The sequence below is a fragment of the Leptospira levettii genome, from assembly GCF_002812085.1.
In the GTDB taxonomy this organism is placed as follows: Bacteria; Spirochaetota; Leptospiria; order Leptospirales; family Leptospiraceae; genus Leptospira_A; species Leptospira_A levettii.
Genome location: NZ_NPDM01000008.1, coordinates 114,971 through 136,269, shown reverse-complemented (window position 1 = coordinate 136,269; position 21,299 = coordinate 114,971). Strand labels below are relative to the sequence as shown.

The 21,299-nt window shown below is 35.7% G+C and carries 17 protein-coding genes; 7 read left to right on the top strand and 10 right to left on the bottom strand.

Going from position 1 to position 21,299, the window contains the following annotated elements; genetic code table 11:
* Positions 1–265: 265 nt before the first annotated feature.
* The 5 genes from CH354_RS17480 to CH354_RS17460 form a co-directional block, all read right to left on the bottom strand.
* The gene (locus CH354_RS17480; protein ID WP_165780944.1) at positions 266–1,711 is read right to left on the bottom strand and encodes a glycosyltransferase family 39 protein; all 1,446 of its coding nucleotides are present in this window, start codon (positions 1,709–1,711) and stop codon (positions 266–268) included.
* Between the two features lie 821 nt (positions 1,712–2,532).
* Positions 2,533–5,211: a chitobiase/beta-hexosaminidase C-terminal domain-containing protein gene (locus CH354_RS17475; protein WP_100727683.1), complete on the bottom strand. Its 2,679-nt coding sequence runs from the start codon at positions 5,209–5,211 to the stop codon at positions 2,533–2,535.
* Positions 5,212–5,534: 323 nt separating this feature from the next.
* Positions 5,535–5,840: a hypothetical protein gene (locus CH354_RS17470; protein ID WP_100727668.1), complete on the bottom strand. Its 306-nt coding sequence runs from the start codon at positions 5,838–5,840 to the stop codon at positions 5,535–5,537.
* A gap of 23 nt (positions 5,841–5,863) precedes the next feature.
* Complete coding sequence (locus tag CH354_RS17465) at positions 5,864–6,991, bottom strand: hypothetical protein (protein WP_125172415.1); 1,128 nt, start codon at positions 6,989–6,991, stop codon at positions 5,864–5,866.
* A 260-nt stretch (positions 6,992–7,251) separates the two neighbouring features.
* Positions 7,252–8,490: a hypothetical protein gene (locus CH354_RS17460; protein WP_100727666.1), complete on the bottom strand. Its 1,239-nt coding sequence runs from the start codon at positions 8,488–8,490 to the stop codon at positions 7,252–7,254.
* A gap of 89 nt (positions 8,491–8,579) precedes the next feature.
* On the opposite strand from CH354_RS17460, the gene CH354_RS17455 reads away from it, so the two are divergent.
* Entirely contained in the window at positions 8,580–9,215 is a 636-nt protein-coding gene (locus CH354_RS17455; protein ID WP_100727665.1) for a hypothetical protein, read from the top strand.
* Between the two features lie 69 nt (positions 9,216–9,284).
* On the opposite strand, the gene CH354_RS17450 is transcribed toward CH354_RS17455, so the two are convergent.
* Positions 9,285–10,523: an adenylate/guanylate cyclase domain-containing protein gene (locus tag CH354_RS17450; protein WP_100727664.1), complete on the bottom strand. Its 1,239-nt coding sequence runs from the start codon at positions 10,521–10,523 to the stop codon at positions 9,285–9,287.
* Between the two features lie 154 nt (positions 10,524–10,677).
* Positions 10,678–11,088, bottom strand: a complete 411-nt coding sequence (locus CH354_RS17445) for an ester cyclase (RefSeq protein ID WP_100727663.1) — start codon at positions 11,086–11,088, stop codon at positions 10,678–10,680.
* Positions 11,089–11,377: 289 nt separating this feature from the next.
* Here CH354_RS17445 and CH354_RS17435 point away from each other — a divergent pair, with 289 nt between their 5' ends.
* Genes CH354_RS17435 through CH354_RS17425 form a run of 3 tightly spaced genes read left to right on the top strand, consistent with a single transcriptional unit; the run spans position 11,378 to position 13,998 of the window.
* The gene (locus CH354_RS17435) at positions 11,378–12,385 is read left to right on the top strand and encodes an alpha/beta hydrolase (protein ID WP_243396143.1); all 1,008 of its coding nucleotides are present in this window, start codon (positions 11,378–11,380) and stop codon (positions 12,383–12,385) included.
* 2 nt (positions 12,386–12,387) lie between these two features.
* The gene (locus CH354_RS17430; protein ID WP_100727681.1) at positions 12,388–12,741 is read left to right on the top strand and encodes a YciI family protein; all 354 of its coding nucleotides are present in this window, start codon (positions 12,388–12,390) and stop codon (positions 12,739–12,741) included.
* Between the two features lie 30 nt (positions 12,742–12,771).
* Positions 12,772–13,998, top strand: a complete 1,227-nt coding sequence (locus tag CH354_RS17425) for an RNA polymerase sigma factor (protein ID WP_100766555.1) — start codon at positions 12,772–12,774, stop codon at positions 13,996–13,998.
* A gap of 144 nt (positions 13,999–14,142) precedes the next feature.
* On the opposite strand, the gene CH354_RS17420 is transcribed toward CH354_RS17425, so the two are convergent.
* From CH354_RS17420 to CH354_RS17410, 3 genes are all read right to left on the bottom strand, one after another.
* Entirely contained in the window at positions 14,143–14,568 is a 426-nt protein-coding gene (locus CH354_RS17420) for an LA_2478/LA_2722/LA_4182 family protein (RefSeq protein WP_100766557.1), read from the bottom strand.
* Between the two features lie 97 nt (positions 14,569–14,665).
* On the bottom strand, positions 14,666–15,091 hold the full coding sequence (locus CH354_RS17415) for a DoxX family protein (protein ID WP_100727659.1): 426 nt from the start codon (positions 15,089–15,091) through the stop codon (positions 14,666–14,668).
* A gap of 63 nt (positions 15,092–15,154) precedes the next feature.
* On the bottom strand, positions 15,155–17,641 hold the full coding sequence (locus tag CH354_RS17410; protein WP_100766554.1) for a SpoIIE family protein phosphatase: 2,487 nt from the start codon (positions 17,639–17,641) through the stop codon (positions 15,155–15,157).
* 416 nt (positions 17,642–18,057) lie between these two features.
* On the opposite strand from CH354_RS17410, the gene CH354_RS17405 reads away from it, so the two are divergent.
* From CH354_RS17405 to CH354_RS17395, 3 genes are all read left to right on the top strand, one after another.
* Entirely contained in the window at positions 18,058–19,746 is a 1,689-nt protein-coding gene (locus tag CH354_RS17405; protein WP_100727657.1) for a methyl-accepting chemotaxis protein, read from the top strand.
* Between the two features lie 84 nt (positions 19,747–19,830).
* Complete coding sequence (locus CH354_RS17400; protein WP_125172413.1) at positions 19,831–20,238, top strand: hypothetical protein; 408 nt, start codon at positions 19,831–19,833, stop codon at positions 20,236–20,238.
* Positions 20,239–20,291: 53 nt separating this feature from the next.
* Complete coding sequence (locus CH354_RS17395; RefSeq protein ID WP_100727655.1) at positions 20,292–21,248, top strand: MBL fold metallo-hydrolase; 957 nt, start codon at positions 20,292–20,294, stop codon at positions 21,246–21,248.
* The last annotated feature ends 51 nt before the right edge of the window (positions 21,249–21,299 follow it).

The following is a 21,299-nucleotide window of genomic DNA, read 5'->3' as shown; positions in this document are numbered from 1 at the left end:
TACGTTGTATTTTGTAAAAGTTAAGCTAAGAAGTTAAAGCTTTCACCATTTTCACTTTGAAACCTCGCTAACTCTTGCGGGGTTTTTTTATGCTTAGATGGGATTGCAATTGGACATTTAGGGACTTACGCATTCAGTTGATGCGGGAGGCGATGGATGCGTATGGGTCGTATGGACCTTTATCTAATCCGAAGGGATAAGAAGGTTGTTTGGTGGAATTCCATTAAAAGCGATCATAGAGAATATAAATGAAGTGACTCTATTTTCATTTCTTGATTGCGATTAAATAGGCCTCTGCGCCAACCAATTTTACTATTTTATTATAATTGAATTGATTCGCAGGAAATTCCTTTTCTATTTCCGGTGTATGGCAATCAATAATCCATACTTGATTCGTGGCTATCTTCTTCCATTGTAGATTGGAAATTGTATGATATGATTTTACTTGTAAATCTGAGTTCATCCAATTTAGGTAAACATTAAAATAGTCTGAAGTCCATTTTAAACCATATACTTCATATCCAGAATGGTTTTCGGCAATGAATTTTGAGAGACCTCTCCAATCTTGGCATCTATGACAAGATCTATAATCTTTATCTATATAATTAATTTTAAGAAAAAATAAAATGTAAATGCTTAGGATAAAAAATCTTAAATACGAATAAGGTATCTTGCTGATGAAAAAACCAATGATAAATAAGATGGGAGGTAATAAAATTATTGTATTTCGAGGAGATAAAACAGGAAAGAATAAGATTCCTTGTATATAAGCTAAGAGATATGCAAGAATAATTCCTGATACTAAACCTAGCATAAGTTTATTGATGCCTTTGTGTCTATTTCCTAGACTGTGGAAAATAAATCCGAGAATGCTAACAATGAAAATAAATAAGATTATTTCCCTGCTGCCAAAGTATATTTGGAGGTATTCTAATATAAATTCTTTTCCTGGCTGTTCGATCCATATACCAGATGATCCAATTCGATTTTTCACTAAATATAATACTGCAAGTAAATAAATAATGGTATTTAGAAATATAACGATGGATTTTAAGATACTGAATTTTCTTCTATGACTTCGGAAATTGTTTAGGAATTGAGATAGAATAATTGGAATGTAAGAAATGCCAATATAAGTGCCAAAATAATGTGAAAGCGATGCGATTCCCATTAAATTAATTAATACTAGTAAGTTTGTATATTCGGGAAATTGTATGAATTTAACTAAAAATAATAATGATAGTGTAGATAAGAATAATATGAGAGAGTACGACCTAACTTCTGTTGAATAAAAATAAGTAAATTGATTGAACGTAATTAAAGTTGCTAGGATGATACCAAATTCTTTTGAAATTAACTTTTTTCCAAGTAAATAAAAAACAGGAATAGTGGCTGTGCCTAAAATTACAGAGAGTATTTTTCCTGTAAATTCATTGTATCCAAAGACACTGTATAAAAGCCATAGAATGATTTGATAAATGGGGGGATGGACATCCTCAATAGACGTTTTACGAAAAACTTCTTCTATTGAATTGTTTGGATTACTGACCCATGCCGAAAATAATTCGTCATTCCAGTAACTTTCTACGAATGCACTTTGAAATCTAATTAAAAAGCCTATTATTGTAACAAATAGTATGATGCATAAATATTTATATTTATAGAAGGATTGAATAATGCTATTGAATAGAGTATGGTAATATTTTCTCAACTTTTTAGCTCCAATAATCGGTGCACTTTTTGGATAATAAATCGTGATCCATCACTTTGGTAAAATGTTAAACATTTATCAATAGATTTTTTGAATCAATAATGTCGATATATGGTAGTAAAAATAGATTCCATAAAATCCGACTTAAATTGAATGAGGCACTAGTACTATTAAAGATTGGTAGGTTCTCCAAGCTAATTCTCTATTTTTAAATCAAGTATATTTGGGAAATTTTAGCACTAAACAAGTATAGATTGAGAAGATAGAGAAGGGATGGAGTATTAGGAGTCAAAAGAGAATTTTTAATGAGCAAGAGAAATTGAGTAATTATGTATTTATCTATCTATTACAAGTTTCAATTCTTGATATAGAGAGCTTCGAATCCCTAATAAACTGCGAGAGCGGGTTTTATCGAGAATGGCGATTTAGCAAGAGTAGAAAATGAAAATTCAACTTTCCTGGATTTTAGTTTCCAACTTCAAATTCCCATTGATAGTTATTGGATAGTTTGCTTCATTTAGAACTTATTGTAATTAAAAAATCAGTCAATATTTTTAAATCAAATGAATCAGTTCAGAGGGTTGTTTAAAAGACTATAGATTTCATTCGACTTCTACATTGGGAAAATACCAACTTACAATTGGTAGAGATTACGGAGCTAGCGCCGGAACGCAAGGAACATATAATCTCTCAATAACAATCTCACCATCCATTCCTTCCTTTACAGTCGTACAAACCCAGAATGATACAGCATCAAGCCATACGACTACAAGTTGCCCTTAGTAAATAAATGTAGCTTGATGATTTTTTGATTCGCAAAATTACTGAACCGTTAAAGATCCTAATTGAGAGCTTGAAAATGTTTGGCCAGCGTTCGCACCATTTCCATCTAAATCACAATACGTTTCTCGTGCAACGCCTGTTATCCTTACCCTGCCAACATATTTGTAGGTCCCGGGGATTGCAGGTGCCGTTATGAATGAATAATATTCATGGTTGTTTCCACAGCTTAAACAAGAGGAATTGTAGGATGTAGAAAAGAAAGTCCAGTTTTGAGGTTCCGTCATAGGGTTCGAATTATTTGGTCCGTATCCTACTTGTAACTGAACTCGAGAATCAGCTGCTTGCGGGAAAATATTCGTTACATTTGCATGAAAAAATTGAATATAGATCGCATTGGAAGCATTGGCTGTTGTATTTTTTGCTAATGTTAATGTACTTGGATATTGAACAATACAATAATCGACTAATGGCAGATTGGATGGAGTTTGGTATGTTTCTGTGCTTAAATCACTTTCTCCATAGGCGGCTGTCAATGTTATCTTAATGTAATAGGTTGAATCATTAGTTAGGCCTGTTAATACGATGGGAGAACTTGTACCTGATACACTCGAGTTTGATTTTGTGACTCCCGAACTGGTACTGTAATATACTTTATATCCTGTTGCTCCCGATACAGTCGTAAAGTTAACACTTAATTGACTAGTTCCAACCCCAATCGAAGAAATGACAGGAGGACCAACATAAAAACTTTGAGAACTGACTGCACTATTGTTTTTTGCTAAATCAATTGCTCGGTACTTGACTTGTATACTTCCATTGGAAAGGGCAAATGCGGAACTATAAACAGATCCATTTGTAACAGCACCATTGGAATCAAATGTAGGATCTGTGCCATTAAGAGTATAGATGATTTTATCACATCCAGTTCCACCTGTATCAGAACAACTGAGTTCAAGTTGTGTCCCCGATAGAAAAGGACTAGAACCAGATGGTGATGACATACTTACGATTGGAGCTGTTGTGTCCTTATTCGTTGTGCGCGTTGTAAAACCAAAACTACCGACCAAGTTTGAAACACAAATTCGGATCGTGTTATCTCCCTCAGAGAAGTGAGTATTGGCAATCGTGGTACTAATGTCTGTAGTTGCAAGTGCTGAACCTGTAACATTGGAATTCCCGGAACCCGAGCTTAAGGCAGTTCCTGTTGCACAACTGCTACCTCCGATTCGAATTTGGTAGGTTCCAGCTTTTGAGCTTTGCCAATTGAGACTTACGTTATTAGTTCCATTGACTGCTGAAGTGTAAGAGTTAACTGTGATGGTTGCAACTTGTGTGTCGACAGTGTAAGTTTGGGAATTGATTGGAGAAAGGTTACCAGCTTTGTCACGGGCTAAAAACTTAACATAAGTTACAGAAGAATCCGACATATCAATGCTTGAGTTATACAATGAACCATTCGTAATGTTTCCTGTTGATCCTTGGATAGCCGGATTTGCTGGTGCACTTCCTACTTGGGTGGTGTAAGCTATTTTATCACAACCTGATCCTCCCACATCAGTACAGCTAGCCGTAACAGATGTAGCAGAACTATAATTCCCTGTACTTGGAGATGTAGAAACAATTGGTGCTGTGTCGTCTCTTTGCAGAGAAAAAGATACAAAACCAACCAAAGAATTGGATCCAGTCACACAAATTCTGTAGGATTTTGTTCCTTCACCAGAAAAGTGAGAATACGAGCGAACAAATGTTATGTCCTGATTGGCGGAAGCTGTCCCTGTCGTTAAACTTGTTCCCGAACAGGCACTGCCTTCGTAAATTGCATATGAGCCAGAACGATTTGTTTGCCACGTTGCAGTAGAAGATTGAATCCCATTCGCTGATGAGGTTACAGCTAAAGAAGATTGACTCACTAAAGTTAAAGCAGGTACTGAAGTATCAATTGTATAAACGATTTGAATTGAGGAGGAAAGATTTCCATTCAAGTCTCTGCAAAAGGCTCTTAAAGTTCGAGTTCCTTCAAAGGACAAACTAACAGTTTTAGATGGAGGAGAAAGAATGGTTCCAACTTTCGGTTGGAAGTTCGGTGTTGATCCATCTAAAGTGTAAACGATACTCCCTGCTCCAAAATTGTCGGAACAAGTTAAAGTGGTGGTTTGTGTGGTTGAATACGTTCCTGATGTCAATGAGCTAGTGAGGGTGGGTGGTGTTGTGTCTCCAAGGATTTGCGCCACCAATGTATCGTTAGCCGTTCCATCTCCGTCTGTATCAAAACCAATTAGATTACCATTGGAGTTGACGATTGTTACGACTGGATTTCCGGATCCACCAGGTCCTGATGTAAGAAAAGCGGGAGGATTTGGATTGATGTAATAATCTGCAACTCCATCTCCGTTTGTATCCACTGCATCCGGGATACTGTCTGCATTGGTATCAATGAGTAAAAGATTCGGGACACCGTTTCCCGTAAGGTCAATACCATCAGATATGCCATTACCATCTGAGTCGATTAGTGTTCCAGAGAATGTACCGTTACCGGATAGGTCGACGACAGTTCCCGGTTCCACATTGACTGGGACGGAGGAACGTCCTCCTAAACCTAGAAGGAATGCCAAGTTGGCATTTGGATTCGAACCATTGTTCGGTAGCAATATACAAAATTGAAATGAACAAATTAGCAGGAGGTAGATGTAATTAAGAGTTTTTGTATAGATTCGCATGATTTTTATCCAGATTGGATTCTGTTTGGTTACAAGATATGGAGACCATGGGTCCACCTCCTAGTTGAAATTCCCATCTAATGAAAAAAATTTCCAAAATACCGTTAAAAACGTTCCAGATTCGCGAAAAAAACGTAAAAAACGGTGACTCGGAGTCATTTAATTTCGGCTCTCTATGCAGTTTTTCTAATCTTAGGTAATCCCTATTTTTTGTTTTGATCTATCGAGTATTGGGAGCAGTATGAAAAGTAATTTCGACACATTACGCTTATTATGTATAAGGAGAAACTTAAATGGAAGCAGAGTTGATTCGTATTTTCTAATTAAAACATCGCAACTTCTTTTGACGATTCTGGGAAAACACTGGAATCAATTCCGCTACTAGGTATCTTATCGATTGGTTGCCCAATTGTTAAAACTGAAACAGTTGGATGATTATAATCCCTGGTTGCCGTTGTGGTACGTGTCCTTTCGGAAGATGAAGTTATATTTTGGTAAGGGTAAACTCCAGCTAACGCAAGTTTACATATAGGATTAAAGGTAGTTGTCTTTTTTAGAATAATCGAGAACGAAAACAATATTTTTACAAGATATAAATGTGAAAATACAAAGATACTAACACGTAACATAAAAATCTCATCTAAATTGATTCCTATTTTGCACGGAGCTCAAATATCACTTTTTCCGAAGAGTCCAATTCATAACGAGTGGAACCTGCCGTTGCATTGATGATACGTTTCGCAGGAATGTTCTTTTCTCGCAAGATTTGAAAAATGGCTAAGGAACGGTTGATACCAAATTGTTCGTGTAAAGGATCTTCCTCTTCTGTTCCAGGGAAAGGTGCTACAAAGTTGATGATCACGATTTCATATTCTGGGTATTCGATTGCAAAACTACGAGCAAGAGCGTCCAATTTTGCTCTGCCTTCTACATGGATTCGGGTTGTCCTTGGCTCAAATATTTCACTTGCGAGAAACGAAAACGTTCTGATTCGAAGTGGTGCTTCTACGGTTTGTGTTTTATTGAGGCTTTGTGTTTCCGAAGTAACTTTCGATTCTTCATTGGAAGAACCAATTGAAAATTGTTTACCAAATCCAAGGCTTACAAAATTTTCTTCAAAATTCCCGCGATTACGGAATGTGTTTACTTGGGGTTTATAATCCACTATGTATGTATTTGCCGTTAATGCTTCGAAAAAGAAGAAATAGGAAGATGCAAAATGAAATCGTAATCCTAGGCCGGCAAAAAAACGCTCCACTTTTCCACCTGACTGGCCTTCGTTTCCGATTCCACCACCAAATCGGATATAAGGATCAAAAATAGAATTGGGAAAAAAATGGATTCCAAAATCCAAATTTCCCGTTGTGATCGAAGAAATCCTTCTGTCTTTTCGAATTAAGAACGAAAGTAATTCGGATGAAAACAAATTATCGTTAAATGAACTCGAGTTATTGCGCCATTGTAACTGACTGGCCAATAGGGGCACTATAGAACTCTCTATCCGCCTTAAATTGCTGGCTTCTATCGATTGTGCAACTCCAGAAAGACCTATTGATAGGTATTTTAAAAAAGCATATTGTACACCTATCTCTCCTAAAGTACTGTTCAATTGGACCTGATTTGAATTAAAATCTGTCAGCCCATAATAAATAAGACCCCTTGCTTCTTGAGTATACCCATCTCGATACAGTAAATATGTGGGGAAATTATAGTTTTCCGCATTACGTTCTAAACTTCCTGAAGACATTCCCAGACCATACGATCCAGAACCAAATAACATGAGGTTGCCTTTTTGAAACCCTTCGGCAGATAACAATTGAGGAATTAAAAATAGGAAGAGCCACTTACATTTCCACATGCGGTTATTTTTTGGAGATCATTAACTTTTCTCAACTTATATTTTTAAAGAAGAAAAAAATAGAACGGTAGAATAACAGAGATAAGTGTATCAGCAGTGTGAAACATTTTCATCCAATTCATCTAACAAACTATTTTTTGGAATGTTTATGAATCCAATTTTAGTAAATTGCCCAAATCACTTTAATTTTTGAATCGGAATCTAGGGAATATCGAAAGAAATGGAAGTAGGCCAATAGTAAACCTGATGGTCTCCCCACTTTCTGTTAAAGCAAATATAAATAACTGAAAGAAAATCAAAAACAAGATAAGGAATTCTGTGTTGATAATGATTGATTTCGATCGATTTTTTATAAGGCTCCATACTTGGCTGAATAAATAGAGAAAACAAATAAAACGCAGTGCGTAGAACCAATATTTCATGAATCCTTTTGGTTGGTATTTTAGTAAAATATATTCAAATGTAGTAAAGTTGTAAATATTTCTGAATATATGTTTGATGCTGTCTTGTGGATGTTTTATGATATGTTGGAATATACAAGAAAGTAAATAATTGCTATTGTCTCGATGTTCGGCGGTATTGATATTTGGCCATCGTCCTTCTCTTGTAGGATTAGCGCTGATTTCAGCTAAATTTCGTTTGGGCATTACTTGTGGCCACGCTCTTTGGATATTGAATCCTGAATGGTTCGTCATCGTTAGTTGTTTGTGGTTTAAGTATAAGTGACTGTGAAAAGGTAATGTGATAAATGCTAAGGGCAGAAATAAGAATACATAACTTAAAAAGTTTTGTTTTTTTTGTTTTATGATGTAAACTAAATAAATACAAATTATAACAACGATTAAGAATCCAAATGGTCTTAGCATATCCAACATGGAAAGTAAGAATCCTATTAGAGCTAGTTTTGAAGATGAAATTTCTTTGTGAATCTCAATATTTTTGCAAAGGATCATGATAATGAATAAGAGTAGTGGGAATATTATATCGTATGATTGTGGGTTACTAACATGAATTCTTATGGATGCGTAAAAAAAACAAGTAGAGAAAATCAAACCAAGAACCAGTCTGACAATGTTTTTTCTTCGGAAGAAAATAGGGACTACAAATAGAGCAACAAAACTTATTTGGTAAATCCATTCAGTTACGATTCTTGTATCACCAAATATTTTCACACTGAAAAACTCGAAAATCGACAAGTTTAATGGTATAGGGATCATTAAACCTTTAAGGAATTTTAGGTAACCAATTAAATCGAGTTCCTGATACTCTTCCACACCATATACATTCATCCATGAAATAACAGGCAGTGCACTCTGGTTGATAACTAACAAGACAGAAAAGAACAAAAATATAAAAGTTGAAATTTGTATCCAATGTTTTAGGATTTGAATTTTTTTCTTATATTGAATCAAGTTTGGCATTGAATTCGTAGTAAGCACATTTATACTCAAAAGTTCAATAATATTTTTCTTGATTTAAACTCTAGCAAAAGTAAACTTTTCGATTGCTTATGAAAACCAGGAAACCTTATCTAATTCTAATTTTCTTATCTTTATCTGTAGTGTTTGCAGATACGATTCCAGATCCAGTAGCAACGGAACAAGCTGAGCGAGACTTACGATCAACATGGTCTAAAAAATACCCAGGTGAAACAATCATCTCTGTCACTTCCGCTGGAGACCCAGGAACACTAGAAAAAGTTGATAAAAAAGGAAAACTCATTGAACGAAAACTAAAAGTTCCTTTTCAAGTGGTTGCAGAGAAGTCTGGAACACAGAGAGAATTTGAAGCAGGTGCCAATTATATCCAAAAAGGCAACCAGTGGAAATTTTCAGAAATTGGAATTGGTGATGTTAAGGCAGTTGCTTCAGAAAGTGAAAAAGCACCTAAAAAACCTGTGGTGAAAGAACTTGTTGTGAAAGCTTTTTCTGAAAAATACTCCGACTATACTTGGTCGAATGTCCTCATTGATGATGGGACGTTTAACAAAGGTGCAAATGGTGGGTTTTACCGCTATGAAGGAGATATCAACCGGACTGATTCGGAAGGACAAACGATTCAATGTAAGGATATTGATTTTATGTTAGTAAAAGACAGTTCTGGAAACTGGGTTGTAGACATTACCTCCCAAGGGAAGTGTTATTAATTTAAGTCAGGTCTAACGTTTGAGGGTGAAAGGATTGGATTGGTATACAATGCCAATACTTCTTTTCACTCAGTTAGGGAAACAAACAACTTCATATACGGAAATGGGTTTTGATTTTCCTTTCACAATGACTTTATCAATTTCTCGGATCACAAACCCATCCGATTCACTATATTTTCCTTCAATTTGTTCAAAGGTGGCTTCAGAAATCAAAATTGAACATTGGTAGTGTTTGGTTAATCCTTCAATCCTTGATGCTAAGTTTACATTGTCACCAATAACAGTATAATCTAACCTTCGATCGGAACCAATATTTCCAACAATAACTTCACCTGTGTGAATTCCGATTCCCACCTGGATTTGATCTTCAGTTAAATTCTTTTTTTGATTGAATTGATGTATCTCTCGAATCATTTCCACAGCCGTTTTGACGGCGCGGAGTGCATCATCATCTCGTTTAAAAGGTGCACCAAAAATCGTCATGATGGCGTCTCCAATAAACTTATCGATGGTTCCATTGAATCGAAATATAATGTCTGTCATACGAGATAAATAGTCATTTAAGAAGAGAACCACTTCTTCGGCCGACCTTTGTTCAGAATATTTTGTAAAAGATCGTATATCAGAAAAAAGGATTGTTACCTCTTTCATTTCCCCGCCTGGTTCTAATTGTGCATTGTTTTTATAAAACTCACTTACTAATTGAGAGGGAAGGTATCTTTCCATCATTTGTTTTGCGTTTGCTTCTTTAACCATTTCAATGTTGGAAACTGTTGTCACATACCCAATCGCAAGTATCATACCCAGTCCAAATAACATGGGGATCAAATCAATTGGGTATCCTCCACCTAACCCAATGGAGATCACAAACAGGAAAACAAATGATAAAAATGCTCCATAGATGGTTCCAATTTTAGAATGCCTAAGTAAGTTAAATTGGTAGATGAAAATGGCTCCTATCATTGCGATAAAATAAATAACACCATCACCTCTTTGGACCGTTGGATCAAAAAAAATCATTAACCCAACAATGGTATAATCCAAAGTGATGGTAAAAAATTTAAGATAAGGTTGAAACGAAAAATGAGTTACGAAAAAAAATACAAAACCTGCAAAAACCAAAAATGTTGTGTCTAACAAAAGTGTGATGATTGTGGGAGGAACCATTGTATAATTGATCACATGGAAGTAGGACAAATAATCCATGAGTGATGCGAAGGAAAAAATGGCAAACCGAACTACAGCGACTGTTTTCTCATTTTTGATCTCTCTTGTGATTAAAATTTCATCTACTATCGTTTTTTTCATTCCACCTCTCACACTCGAATGAATCCTATCATATATTCATGATTGACCTAATCTTTAACTAAAATTTAGAATTATTGGATTCTCTAAATCAAAATTGAAAAATTTCCACTTAGATTCGATCTTGCCAATCAATCAAAATCGCCGATTTTGTTCTCTAAGACTTTAGTTCCATGAGCAATGTTTGTAAGGTATTGATACCCCAGTGTTCGATGTACTTGCCATCTAACAAGCGAACAATATCGATGACATCGATCCGAATTTGTTTTTGCGTTGGTAGAATTCCGCGTAGTGGTCCTAAATGGGTACCAAGTATCGCTTTGCGTGTCGTGACTCGATCACCTTCCGCTATTTGGTCATAAATCTCCACTCTCAAGTCGGGAAATTCTGGTTTTAAAATAGAATGAAAAGTATTCCACATTCCTTTCGCATCATTGGATTGGGCAGGAGCGGTGCGATTGATAAAATCTACATGCATAAGTTCTTGGAAGGTATCCTCATTGCAGTTTTGGATCACTTCTAAATTGAACCTTCTGACGATCTCTTTGTTTTTTTCTAACTGAGTCATTGATTCTTATAATATTTGGTAGGTTCAACAAATTGAATATTCAATTTTTTAATATCCTTTCGGTTCCAATTTTGGGACAAACTGTCCTACCAATTCCAATTCAAACATCTTTAAAAAATCATGATAAGAGGTGGAGATTCCCGTGTTCTCTCATCATCTTTTCTGAAGATACCTTTCCTGTGAATACCAGAGACAACTGTTCAGAATCTTCTCCAAACTTCTTTTTTTTCTTCGAAATTGTCCAGATTTAGCATCCTCGATTGCTATAAAGAAAGGAGGGCACGAAAAAATGTTCAAAACCTTACAATCCAAGTGGAAAGGGAAACGAGGTAGGTATCGGATAGGAATCCTCTTCTTTCTGTCTTTTTTTGCGATTTTCATCATTCTTTTGCTTTTTGGAATTTGCTCAGCAAGTAACCAAATTCTTTTCCCAAAATGGAAGGGAATCACCAAGGATTTGGGTGATTGCATTCGGGAAGTGGAAAGAGTATGGGGAAAAAAATGTGGAAACATTCGCCTAACAAAAGAGTACTTTTTTAGCGAAATATCAATTCCATCTATCAATGGTTGTCAATTGCCAGGTTGGAAGGTAATACCGTCTGAGAATGAAAAAAACTTTGGAACCAAAAAATCGAAGGCAATCATTCTTGTCCATGGTGGAGGCTCAGACAGAAGGGAAGTCACTCGTTACATCCCCTTTTATCTGAGTTTAGGAATGGATGTGATCAGTTTTGACTTATCTTGTCATGGGGAAGCACCTTGTCATTTCACGGGTTTGAGTTTTGGGAGTAGAGAATCAAGAGATGTTCTCTCCGTTTTGGTTTATGTGAAAAAACAATACAATGAGATTTACATGTTTGGATCTTCTGTGGGAGGTTCTTCCATACTGATCAATCTTCCCATCATAAGCGGAGTAAACGCGATCATAGTCGAGAACCCAATGATCAGTTTTGAACGATTGATTTCCGATTCGAAAGAAGCTAAAGAACTTCCGAATTTTATGATCGATCTGTTGGTAAACTTGGTATTGTTAAGAGGAAATTTTGATACAATGCTTAGTCCGGAAAATTCTATGAAGATTTCAAATGGTATTCCTATTCTTTTGATCCATAGCCTACAAGATCAAATCGTTTCCTATCATCATTCAGAATATTTGTCAGAACTTTATTTGGGACCAGTTGAATTATGGTTTCCCAGTTATGGAGAACATGGTCTTATTTGGAATTCCAATCCTGCTGAGTATGAAGATAAGATTAGGGAATATATAGGGAGTTATCAAAACAAACGAGGTGAATGATGATGGAAGAATATTTAATTTTAATGCGATTGGATTTTTTGACAAAAGGTGAAAAACCTTCACCAGAACAATTAGAGATTTATATGAAACAATACCATGAGTGGGTAAACGAGATCATTTCAAAAAAGAAATTCATTTCTGGAATTGGACTTTCGGAAGAAGGAAAAGTAATTCGCTCCAAACAAATCGTAACGGATGGTCCATTTGTTGAAACGAAGGAATCGCTAGCTGGTTTTATCATCATCCATGCAGAAAACTGGGAGGATGCAGTGGGGATTGCGAAAAAATGCCCCATATTAGGAGGTGAAGGGAACAGTGTGGAAGTCCGGATGGTAAAAGGGACACATCAGAATTAAATTCAAAATGTTCAGATGGTAATAGAGTCAATGGATATTTCCAATCGGATTGCTGGTTTGTACAAGACGGAAGCTTCCAAAATGATTTCCGTTCTATGCAAATATTATGGAATTCAGTTTTTGGACAATGCGGAAGAAATCGTAAATGATACTTTTTTAACAGCAAGTGAAGATTGGGTCAAAAAAGGAATACCAAACAATCCAATCCCTTGGTTGTATTCCGTTGCAAAAAACAAAGCTAACAATCGATACAAACGAGATAAGATCCACCACCAGAAGGTCATCGATCATTATTTGCAAGAAACTGTCTCATCCGAAATGGATTTCGATATTGTGATGGAAGAGGTGATTGACAGTCAACTGATGATGATGTTCGTACTTTCCCATCCTTCCATCCCAATGGAATCACAAATAGGTTTGGCACTTCGGATTTTATGTGGATTTACCATTGATGAGATAGCAAAAACATTCTTAACCAACAAAGAAACCATATCAAAACGACTTTACCGTGCAAAAGAAGTCCTAAGGGAAAATGGTATCAGCTTAGAATATCCGACTTCAGATGAGTTTCAAAATCGTCTCCAATCCGTTTTGAGAACATTGTATCTCATTTTTAATAAAGGGTATTCAATGGAAGGATTAGAAACAGAGATTCGAAGGTCATTGTGTTTGGAATCAATCCACCTATGTAGCCTGCTATTAGAAACTAAAATATCGATTCATTCAGATGTATATGCTCTACTTTCTCTATTTTGTTTTCAATACTCACGTTTTGATGCAAGGTTGGGTGAGGAAGGAGAAATGATTCTTTATGAAGACCAAAAACGAGAATTTTGGAATTTGGAATTCATTCAAAAAGGAAAATACTTTTATCACTTGATGAGTCAAAACCCAATGTTTTCCAAATTCCATTTGGAAGCGAATATTGCTTTTTGGCATAGTTTCCCAGAAGGTACGAACGGGAAATGGCAAAGTATCTGTGAATTGTATTCGGCACTTCTGTTCATTGAATCCTCTTCTTTGATACAACTCAATCGAATTTATGCAGTCTACAAAGCGTACGGAAACAAAGAAGCGATCGAAGAATTGGGCAAGTTGGCTTTGCCAAAAAGTTCATATTATTATTCTTTGTTAGGTGAATTGTATTCTGAATTGGATCCTTTGCAATCAAAAGAATATTTTATGGAAGCAATTTCTTATGTGACCTCTTCCCAAGAAATGAATTCCATACAGAATCGAATGAAAAAACTACTGTAAAAATATTTGAATTTGTAAGTGGGAACCCGCTTAACTTGAGGAATCAAAAAGTTCACATCCTTTGTTTTTTTGATCTCAATGGTTTACGTGTGTGAGAGTAATGAAAGGGAGAGGATTGGAAGTTCCAATCCTCATTTTGGCCTCTTAGTTGCCAGAAAATTTTTGTGCTTCTTCACATTCTGGTATGGAAACTTTTCCTTTTGCACCTTTGAATGTATCACATGTCAATTGATCAAATGCTAAGATACACTTTTCAAAAGCTTGTACTTGTTCTTCTGTTACTTCCTTTTTCTCTTCGATTCTTTTTTTCTCAGCTTCCTTCATTTTTTGGTCAAAGAACGTGATACAGTTTTCTTCCGACTGCATAAAAGGTGGGATCATATTCCGATAAGCAGGAGGGATTTTTGCAAATTCATCCTTCGTACACTCAATCGTTTTGGAACACATTGTCTTTTGGAATTTTGGAACTAATTCTTTTAGTTTTGCTTCTGGTGATTGTGAAAGTTTGTTACAAGCCAGTAGTGACAAAAGAGTGAGAAGAGTCAGATTTGTTTTTGAAAGAAATTTCATAGAGACTTCCAGTTGATAAAATTTGACCAAATTTATCATTTTCCAAATGATTCGAAAAGGAAAATTTATAAATTTGGTTTTCTCAATGGAAATATATTTACTTGTTTTTTTGTTTGTCGATCAGATATCGTAATGCACCCGTTGACCATAATGCCCAAAGAATGAGGACAGGTTGGAAAAATAGACGGATCAGTCTTTTCTCATCGGTATCGAGACCAAAGGCACTGATCCCATTTGTATACTGGGAAATATTCCCTGGGAAGATTAAAACGAAAAAGATTGCAAGTAGGATCCCCACTTTAATCCTCTCTTTCGCCCAAAAAAGTAAAGACAGTCCAAATGTGATTTCCACCACTCCTGAAGACAATACAACAAAATCCATAAACATTGGATCTTGGGGTAACCAGCGCGGAACCTGGGCTAAAAATTCTTGCCGTTGGAAGGTAAGGTGGCCTACACCAGCAAGTGTCATAAAAAGTCCGAGTACAGTTCGTAAGATATTTTGTAATAGATTTGTTTGCATCATTTTCCTCGGTGATTTAGACGTAAATTCGATGTTAAATGAATTTGATTTTCTTAAAAATAGTTACCTTAAGAATTGGATGGAAAGTAAAGTTACATCGTCTTCAAAGAGTTCAGAGTTTTGATGGGAAATCGCTGATTGTAACAAAGATTTGAGTGAATTGTCGCGTTTCCAAAGAGATTCATCCTTTAACCATTCAACAAATCCCTTTTCTCGGAACATCGAATTGTCTTTTGAACGAACGTCAAAAATACCATCTGAGAATAAAAAGAGTTTATCTCCCACTTCATATGGTAGTTCGAAATTGGTTCCCTCCCATTCAGGAAGAATGGAAAGAGGTTTCCCTTTTCCTAAGAGAGCAGTGATATGATTTTGATTGCCGAAATAAATGTCTTCGTGACCTGCTTTCGACCAAATGAATTTTTTTTCATGGGGATCAATGACAACGGCAACTGCAGTGATGAATAATCCTGCCGTATTTCCATATAGATTTGAGTTCATTTGGGTCAAACATTCGGCAGGATTTTCTTTGTTGTTAATGGGAAGTTGTAAGCTAAAGTGTAATAAGGTGGAGATCATTCCTGCAGAGAAACCATGCCCTGATACATCTGCTAATAGAACAAAAGTTTTCCCATTTTCCAATGTTTGGATGCAATAATAATCACCTGCAATTCCATCACTTGGCAAAAATTCTAATTTAACATCGATTTGATTTTTATTAAAATTTGGTTCAGGCAATAGTCTTTTTTGGATTTTGATTCCACGCGCTAATTCATTTTGTAAATAAAATTCTTTTTGTTTCAATCGTAATGCATTTCGAATCACACTCAATAATTCTGATTCTAAAAAAGGTTTTGAAAGGTATAAGTCAGCACCTTCACTGTGTAATTCCTTTCTCGTGGTTACATCCGCTTTGGCTGTTAACAAGATGACAGGTAAGGAATGGAATAGTTCTTTTTTTCTAATTTCTTTGATCAAATCAAGACCACTGAGTTTTGGCATCATCAGATCAGTGATGACTAAGTCTGGATTCTCAGAGTAAATCGTTCTTAAACCTTCTTCTCCATCTTTTGCAACGAGGACATGGTAACCGGCCCTCGTGAGAATTGATCCTAAGTAAGATCGAAGGTCTGGGTTGTCTTCTACAACTAGAAGTTTTACAAAATGTTTGTAAGGTGGTTTTTCTACATTTACGATAAGTGTTTTTGCCTCTTCAGGAATGTATTCATGTTGGAAAAGGTGTGATTGTTTTTCTTTCCAACTTGAGATATCTGTTGTCTTTACATTCTTTAAAATGGGTAATGAAAAATAAAAATGAGAACCTTTTCCTATTTCACTTTCAACTCCAACTTTACCTCCATGTAATTCCACTAACTCTTTCACAAGTGCTAAACCAAGACCTGTACCTTCTTGTTCTCTTGTGAGGGAAGCTTCGCTGATTCCAAAACGAGAAAATAGGCGTTTCATTTGATTTTCATTCATGCCAACTCCTGTGTCGTAGACTGAGACAATCACCTCCCCATCCTTTTCCTTTGTTTGTAATTTGATGTTACCACCTGATTCGGTAAATTTGATGGCATTGGATAAATAATTGAAAATACATTTATCCAATTGTTCTGGATCAGCAGCAACAATGGAATCATTCTCTTCTAAAACGAGTTCAAATTGAATGTTTTTTCTTTTGACGTAGGCATTAAAATTTTCTGATACCAACGATAAAAATTCACCTAGAAGGATGGGTGATGTTTTGATTTCCATTTTGCCTGATGTAATTTTTTGAAGGTCAAGTAGTTGGTTTACGAGTCGAGTTAATCTTCTACCTTGGTTGGCTATGATTTTGACCTCCTGTGGATTTAATCCTTCCTCACGAGTTAATGCGGATTCAGAAGGCCCTGAAATTAACGTGAGAGGTGTTCTCAATTCATGTGAGATGTTTTGGAAAAAAGCAGTTTGTGCTTTATTTTCTCTCTCTAACGAGTCTTCGGCGATATTGGCAGCTAACGTAAAATAATATGCAAATCCTGCATGGAATAAAGTGGAAAAGACAATATTGGATACATTGATGAGTGTGAGAAAATTTGTACTCCATACATAAATGGGAGGATAATTCATCGAATAATAATAAGTAGATGCGAATAAGAGGCACCCAATCACAATGCTTCCAAATTTAAGAAAATTTTTTCCAGGAGGCAAAAGGAAAATTCCCGTTGCAAATAACATCATGTAGTATTGGTATCCTGCCCCCCATCCAAAAAAATAAGTCGCTGTTAGTGCATGTAAAAACACTTCAGAAAAACATAAATACAAGGAAGTAAATAGATATTTTTTTCGATTGATCCAAATTGTAAATGCAAACCAGAATACACTTCCAATGTTGAAGATTGCCATCTCATAAGCACCGACGAACCAGAAAAAAAAGACAAAGGTAAAATGGATAAGACCTGCTAAAACATAAATTGAGTTAGTCGCGACGTAGTATCGTTGGTACCGCAATTCGACTCCCACTGGCGCTTGGAATAGTGAGCGAACAAAGGTTAAAATCTGGATCATGTTGGAAAAAATGAATCAGATTGAGTGCGGAAAGTCAAGAATTCCATATGATCATTTAAGAGAAATGAGAGAATGAAAGGATTTCTTTCATAGAACATCAGAAGATTCGGTTCATAGAAATCATGTTGTGTTTAAGAACCAAAACAGGGAACTAGTCAGCTGTCTTCATTGGTTGGATCCAAGAATTTAAGTGGGTTCCGAAATTTAGGTTTTGTATCTTAAAAAAGACAAGGAACCATTTCAGAGGACTTGTAGTGAACGGGAAAAGCCAGTCACAAATCCAAACTTGCGGGGAATAGGATCTTGTAGAAACTGCATGCGAATCTGTACGAAAGATTTCGATCTAATTATTTTTTGCTCAAAGTATAAATAGTACTCGTTGCCAAAACTTGAAAATTTTAGTCGTAGTATAGGATATGCAAACGAGACTCAAAATATACTTCCTCCTTAGTTTTTTAGCGTTCGGGATATTATGTTCCCTTGGCACTTTTTTATCACTGCATCTGATGCAGAATTTTGAGGATCAATTGTTAATCCAAATTGGATTTACGCTTGTTATCATTACACCTGTTAGTTTTGGTATAGGGATTGTTTTTGGAAATTGGATTACTTCCATCTTTATGAAACTGGAATCTGCTTTTAAGGAAGTTGGTTTGGGGAATTTAGGAATCCAGATTCAGTATCATAAAAATGATATCTTTAAAGATTTTTATCATAGTTTTCATCGTATGATTTTGGCACAAAGTGAGCTGATCCAACACATTAAAACTTCTGCATCTACTCTTTCGAATGAATCAGTTGAAATGAAAAAAATCACGAGTGAGTTTGCATTAAATTTACAATCCCAGTCGGCTGCAACAGAAGAGGTTTCAGCTTCCATTGAGGAAATTTCTGGTGTGGCAACATCCATTTCCAATATTGCAAATGAAAACAAAGATAGTATGTCGGATCTGAAAGAGAAAGTTGAATCATTGTCTACAGCCATTGATGAAACAGCAGACACAGTAAATGAAACTTTGACTTCTATCCAAGTCATCATCGAAAAAGCAGAATCGGGAAAAACATCATTAAAGCTTATGAATGATGCAATGGAAAATTTAACATCCAGTTCTACTGAAATTTCTCGTACAGTAGATATCATCAATAAAATTAGTGAACAAGTGAATATGTTGGCATTAAATGCTTCCATAGAAGCAGCAAGAGCAGGAGATGCGGGAAGGGGATTTGCTGTTGTTGCTGATGAAGTTTCTAAATTAGCAGAAAGAACAGCAAGTGCAGTAAAGAGTATCGATCTTCTCATTAAAAAAAATCAAAAGGATGTTGAGTTAGGTAGGGAAAGGATAGAATCTACTACTTCCGAAATCCAATCCATCATTGGTACCATTGATGTCATTTCAAGTCATATAGAAGAAGTAAAGAATGCAATTATATCGCAAAAGAATGTTGAAGGTAAACTTTTTAATTTAGCTCAATTTGTTAAAGAAAGATCAGATGAAATTAAAAATGCTGTCAATGAACATAAAACGGCAACAAACGAAGTAATGGTGTCTGTATCTTCCATCAGTGAGATTTCATTTAAAAATTCAGAACAAAGTGAATTTTTGGCAGATAACCTCAATCAATTCGGCAATGCCACAGAGAAATTGATTTCCATGGTGAATCTTTTCAAAACCAATGCCACTGTTTCCCATCAGAATGATTTTTTTAGGGATCCAAAAACTCATAGGATTGAATATTCATCTGAAATTGGAGACATTTACTATGTTCCCAATCATCATTTAATCGAAGTTGTGTGGAAACCAGATTACAGTGATGAAGGATACAAATCCATTCTCTTAAAAGCTTTGGAAATCATTGATAAATGGAAAATTTCAAAGTGGTTGGCCGATACAAGGCAAATCGGTTTGGTTTCAAAATCGGGACAAGATTGGGTTAACCTTGAATGGTTTCCAAAAGCAAGTAATTCAACACTTCGTAAAATGGCTGTTGTTTTACCAGAATCAGCACTATCTGCCATTTCCATTGAAGATACCACATTAAAAACTGGACTAGTGGAAATGAAGTCGGTTCCCAATATGGAAGCAGCTTGGAAATGGTTGGCATAGTATAAAAGAGTAAAGAATCTGTGGATGGGAAGTGATCACAATTGACTTTCCATTCGTCTACATACTATGGATTCATTTACAATTTTGAATCAGATACAACTCATATCATGTGCGATGATGGTCGCTGTCATCTGGATCATTCAAATCCTTCATTACCCAACTTTTTTTTATATAAACGAATCAGATTTTTCTAAATTCCATGAGTTTCATTCTTCTCGAATCACTTTGATTGTAGCTCCTTTGATGTTACTTGAACTTGTGAGTGCAAGTTTCCTTTGGTATTTAGATATGAATTCGATTTTTTACCGACTTAATTTGGTTCTCGTAATTTTTGTATGGTTTGTTACTTTTTTTGTGAGTGTCCCCATTCATAATCAATTGTTAAAGGGAAAAGATTTGAATCAAATCAAACGGTTGGTTTTTACAAATTGGATTCGCACAGGGGTTTGGACCTTTCGATTCGGATTGTGCTTTTTTTTATCTCAAGTTTGATTTTACAATTTTTAGGATCGTGTGGAAATTGAGTCAAAAGAGGTTTCCTTCTGATGAAACAAATCCAAACGGTCCTACGATTTTTTCCGTTCTTTTTTTTAATTTTGTTTTATACTCACTGTCATGTGAGTTCACATGCATACAAAAACTATCCAATCATTTCCTCTAATCAAACATTCACACTTCCCATCAATCCAAAGACATATGTCGATTTCCAAACCATCAAAGCAGCCGATTGGGAAGTGCCACTTGCGGGTTTATTGGATTTAGAGGATCCAAAATCCAAACTTGCCAATCTAAAGGACAGACTAGAACCAATATCAATTTATTTTTATTTGATCAAACACCCAAAAGGGGGAACCTTTATGATCGATTCCGGGATCGGGGAAAGTTTTACAAAAGGAAAAGACCAAGTTCCAGTCAGTTCCCTTGTTGCCTCTCAAATGAATTTTGATAAATTAAAGATCTATGAAACTACAAAAAGTTATTTAGAAAAAAATAAAATCCAATTGAAAGGAGTCTTTTTTACACACTTACACCTTGATCATGTGATGGGTGCTAGTGAGTTAGACCGAAACATTCCATTTTATGTTGGACCAGGTGAGATGGACCATTCACAATTCATCAATGCTTTTGTACAAGGGTCTACCAATCGTTTGTTAGGTGAAAATCCAAATTTATTACAACTTGATTTTGCTGATGTCAATTCTAGCACTTTCGTTTTTGATTTTTTCGGTGATCAAAGTTTTTTTATCATCTCTGTTCCAGGGCATACACGAGGAAGTTTAGCATTCTTTATCCCTTCCAAGGATGGTGGTCATTTGGTTTTAGGTGACACTTGTCACACACGTTTTGGTTGGTTAGAAAATGTAATTCCTGGAACCTTTACGACTGACCCAAAATTGAATCGTCTGAGTTTGGATACTTTGAAGGGTATTGCAACGTATCAAAAAACCAAATACATTTACCCAGGCCACCAAGAGAGGATCATTTCCAAAGAATCAAAATAAACGATTGATTCTTTTTAAAAACAATCAATACTCTACGCTTCCATTGCCCGA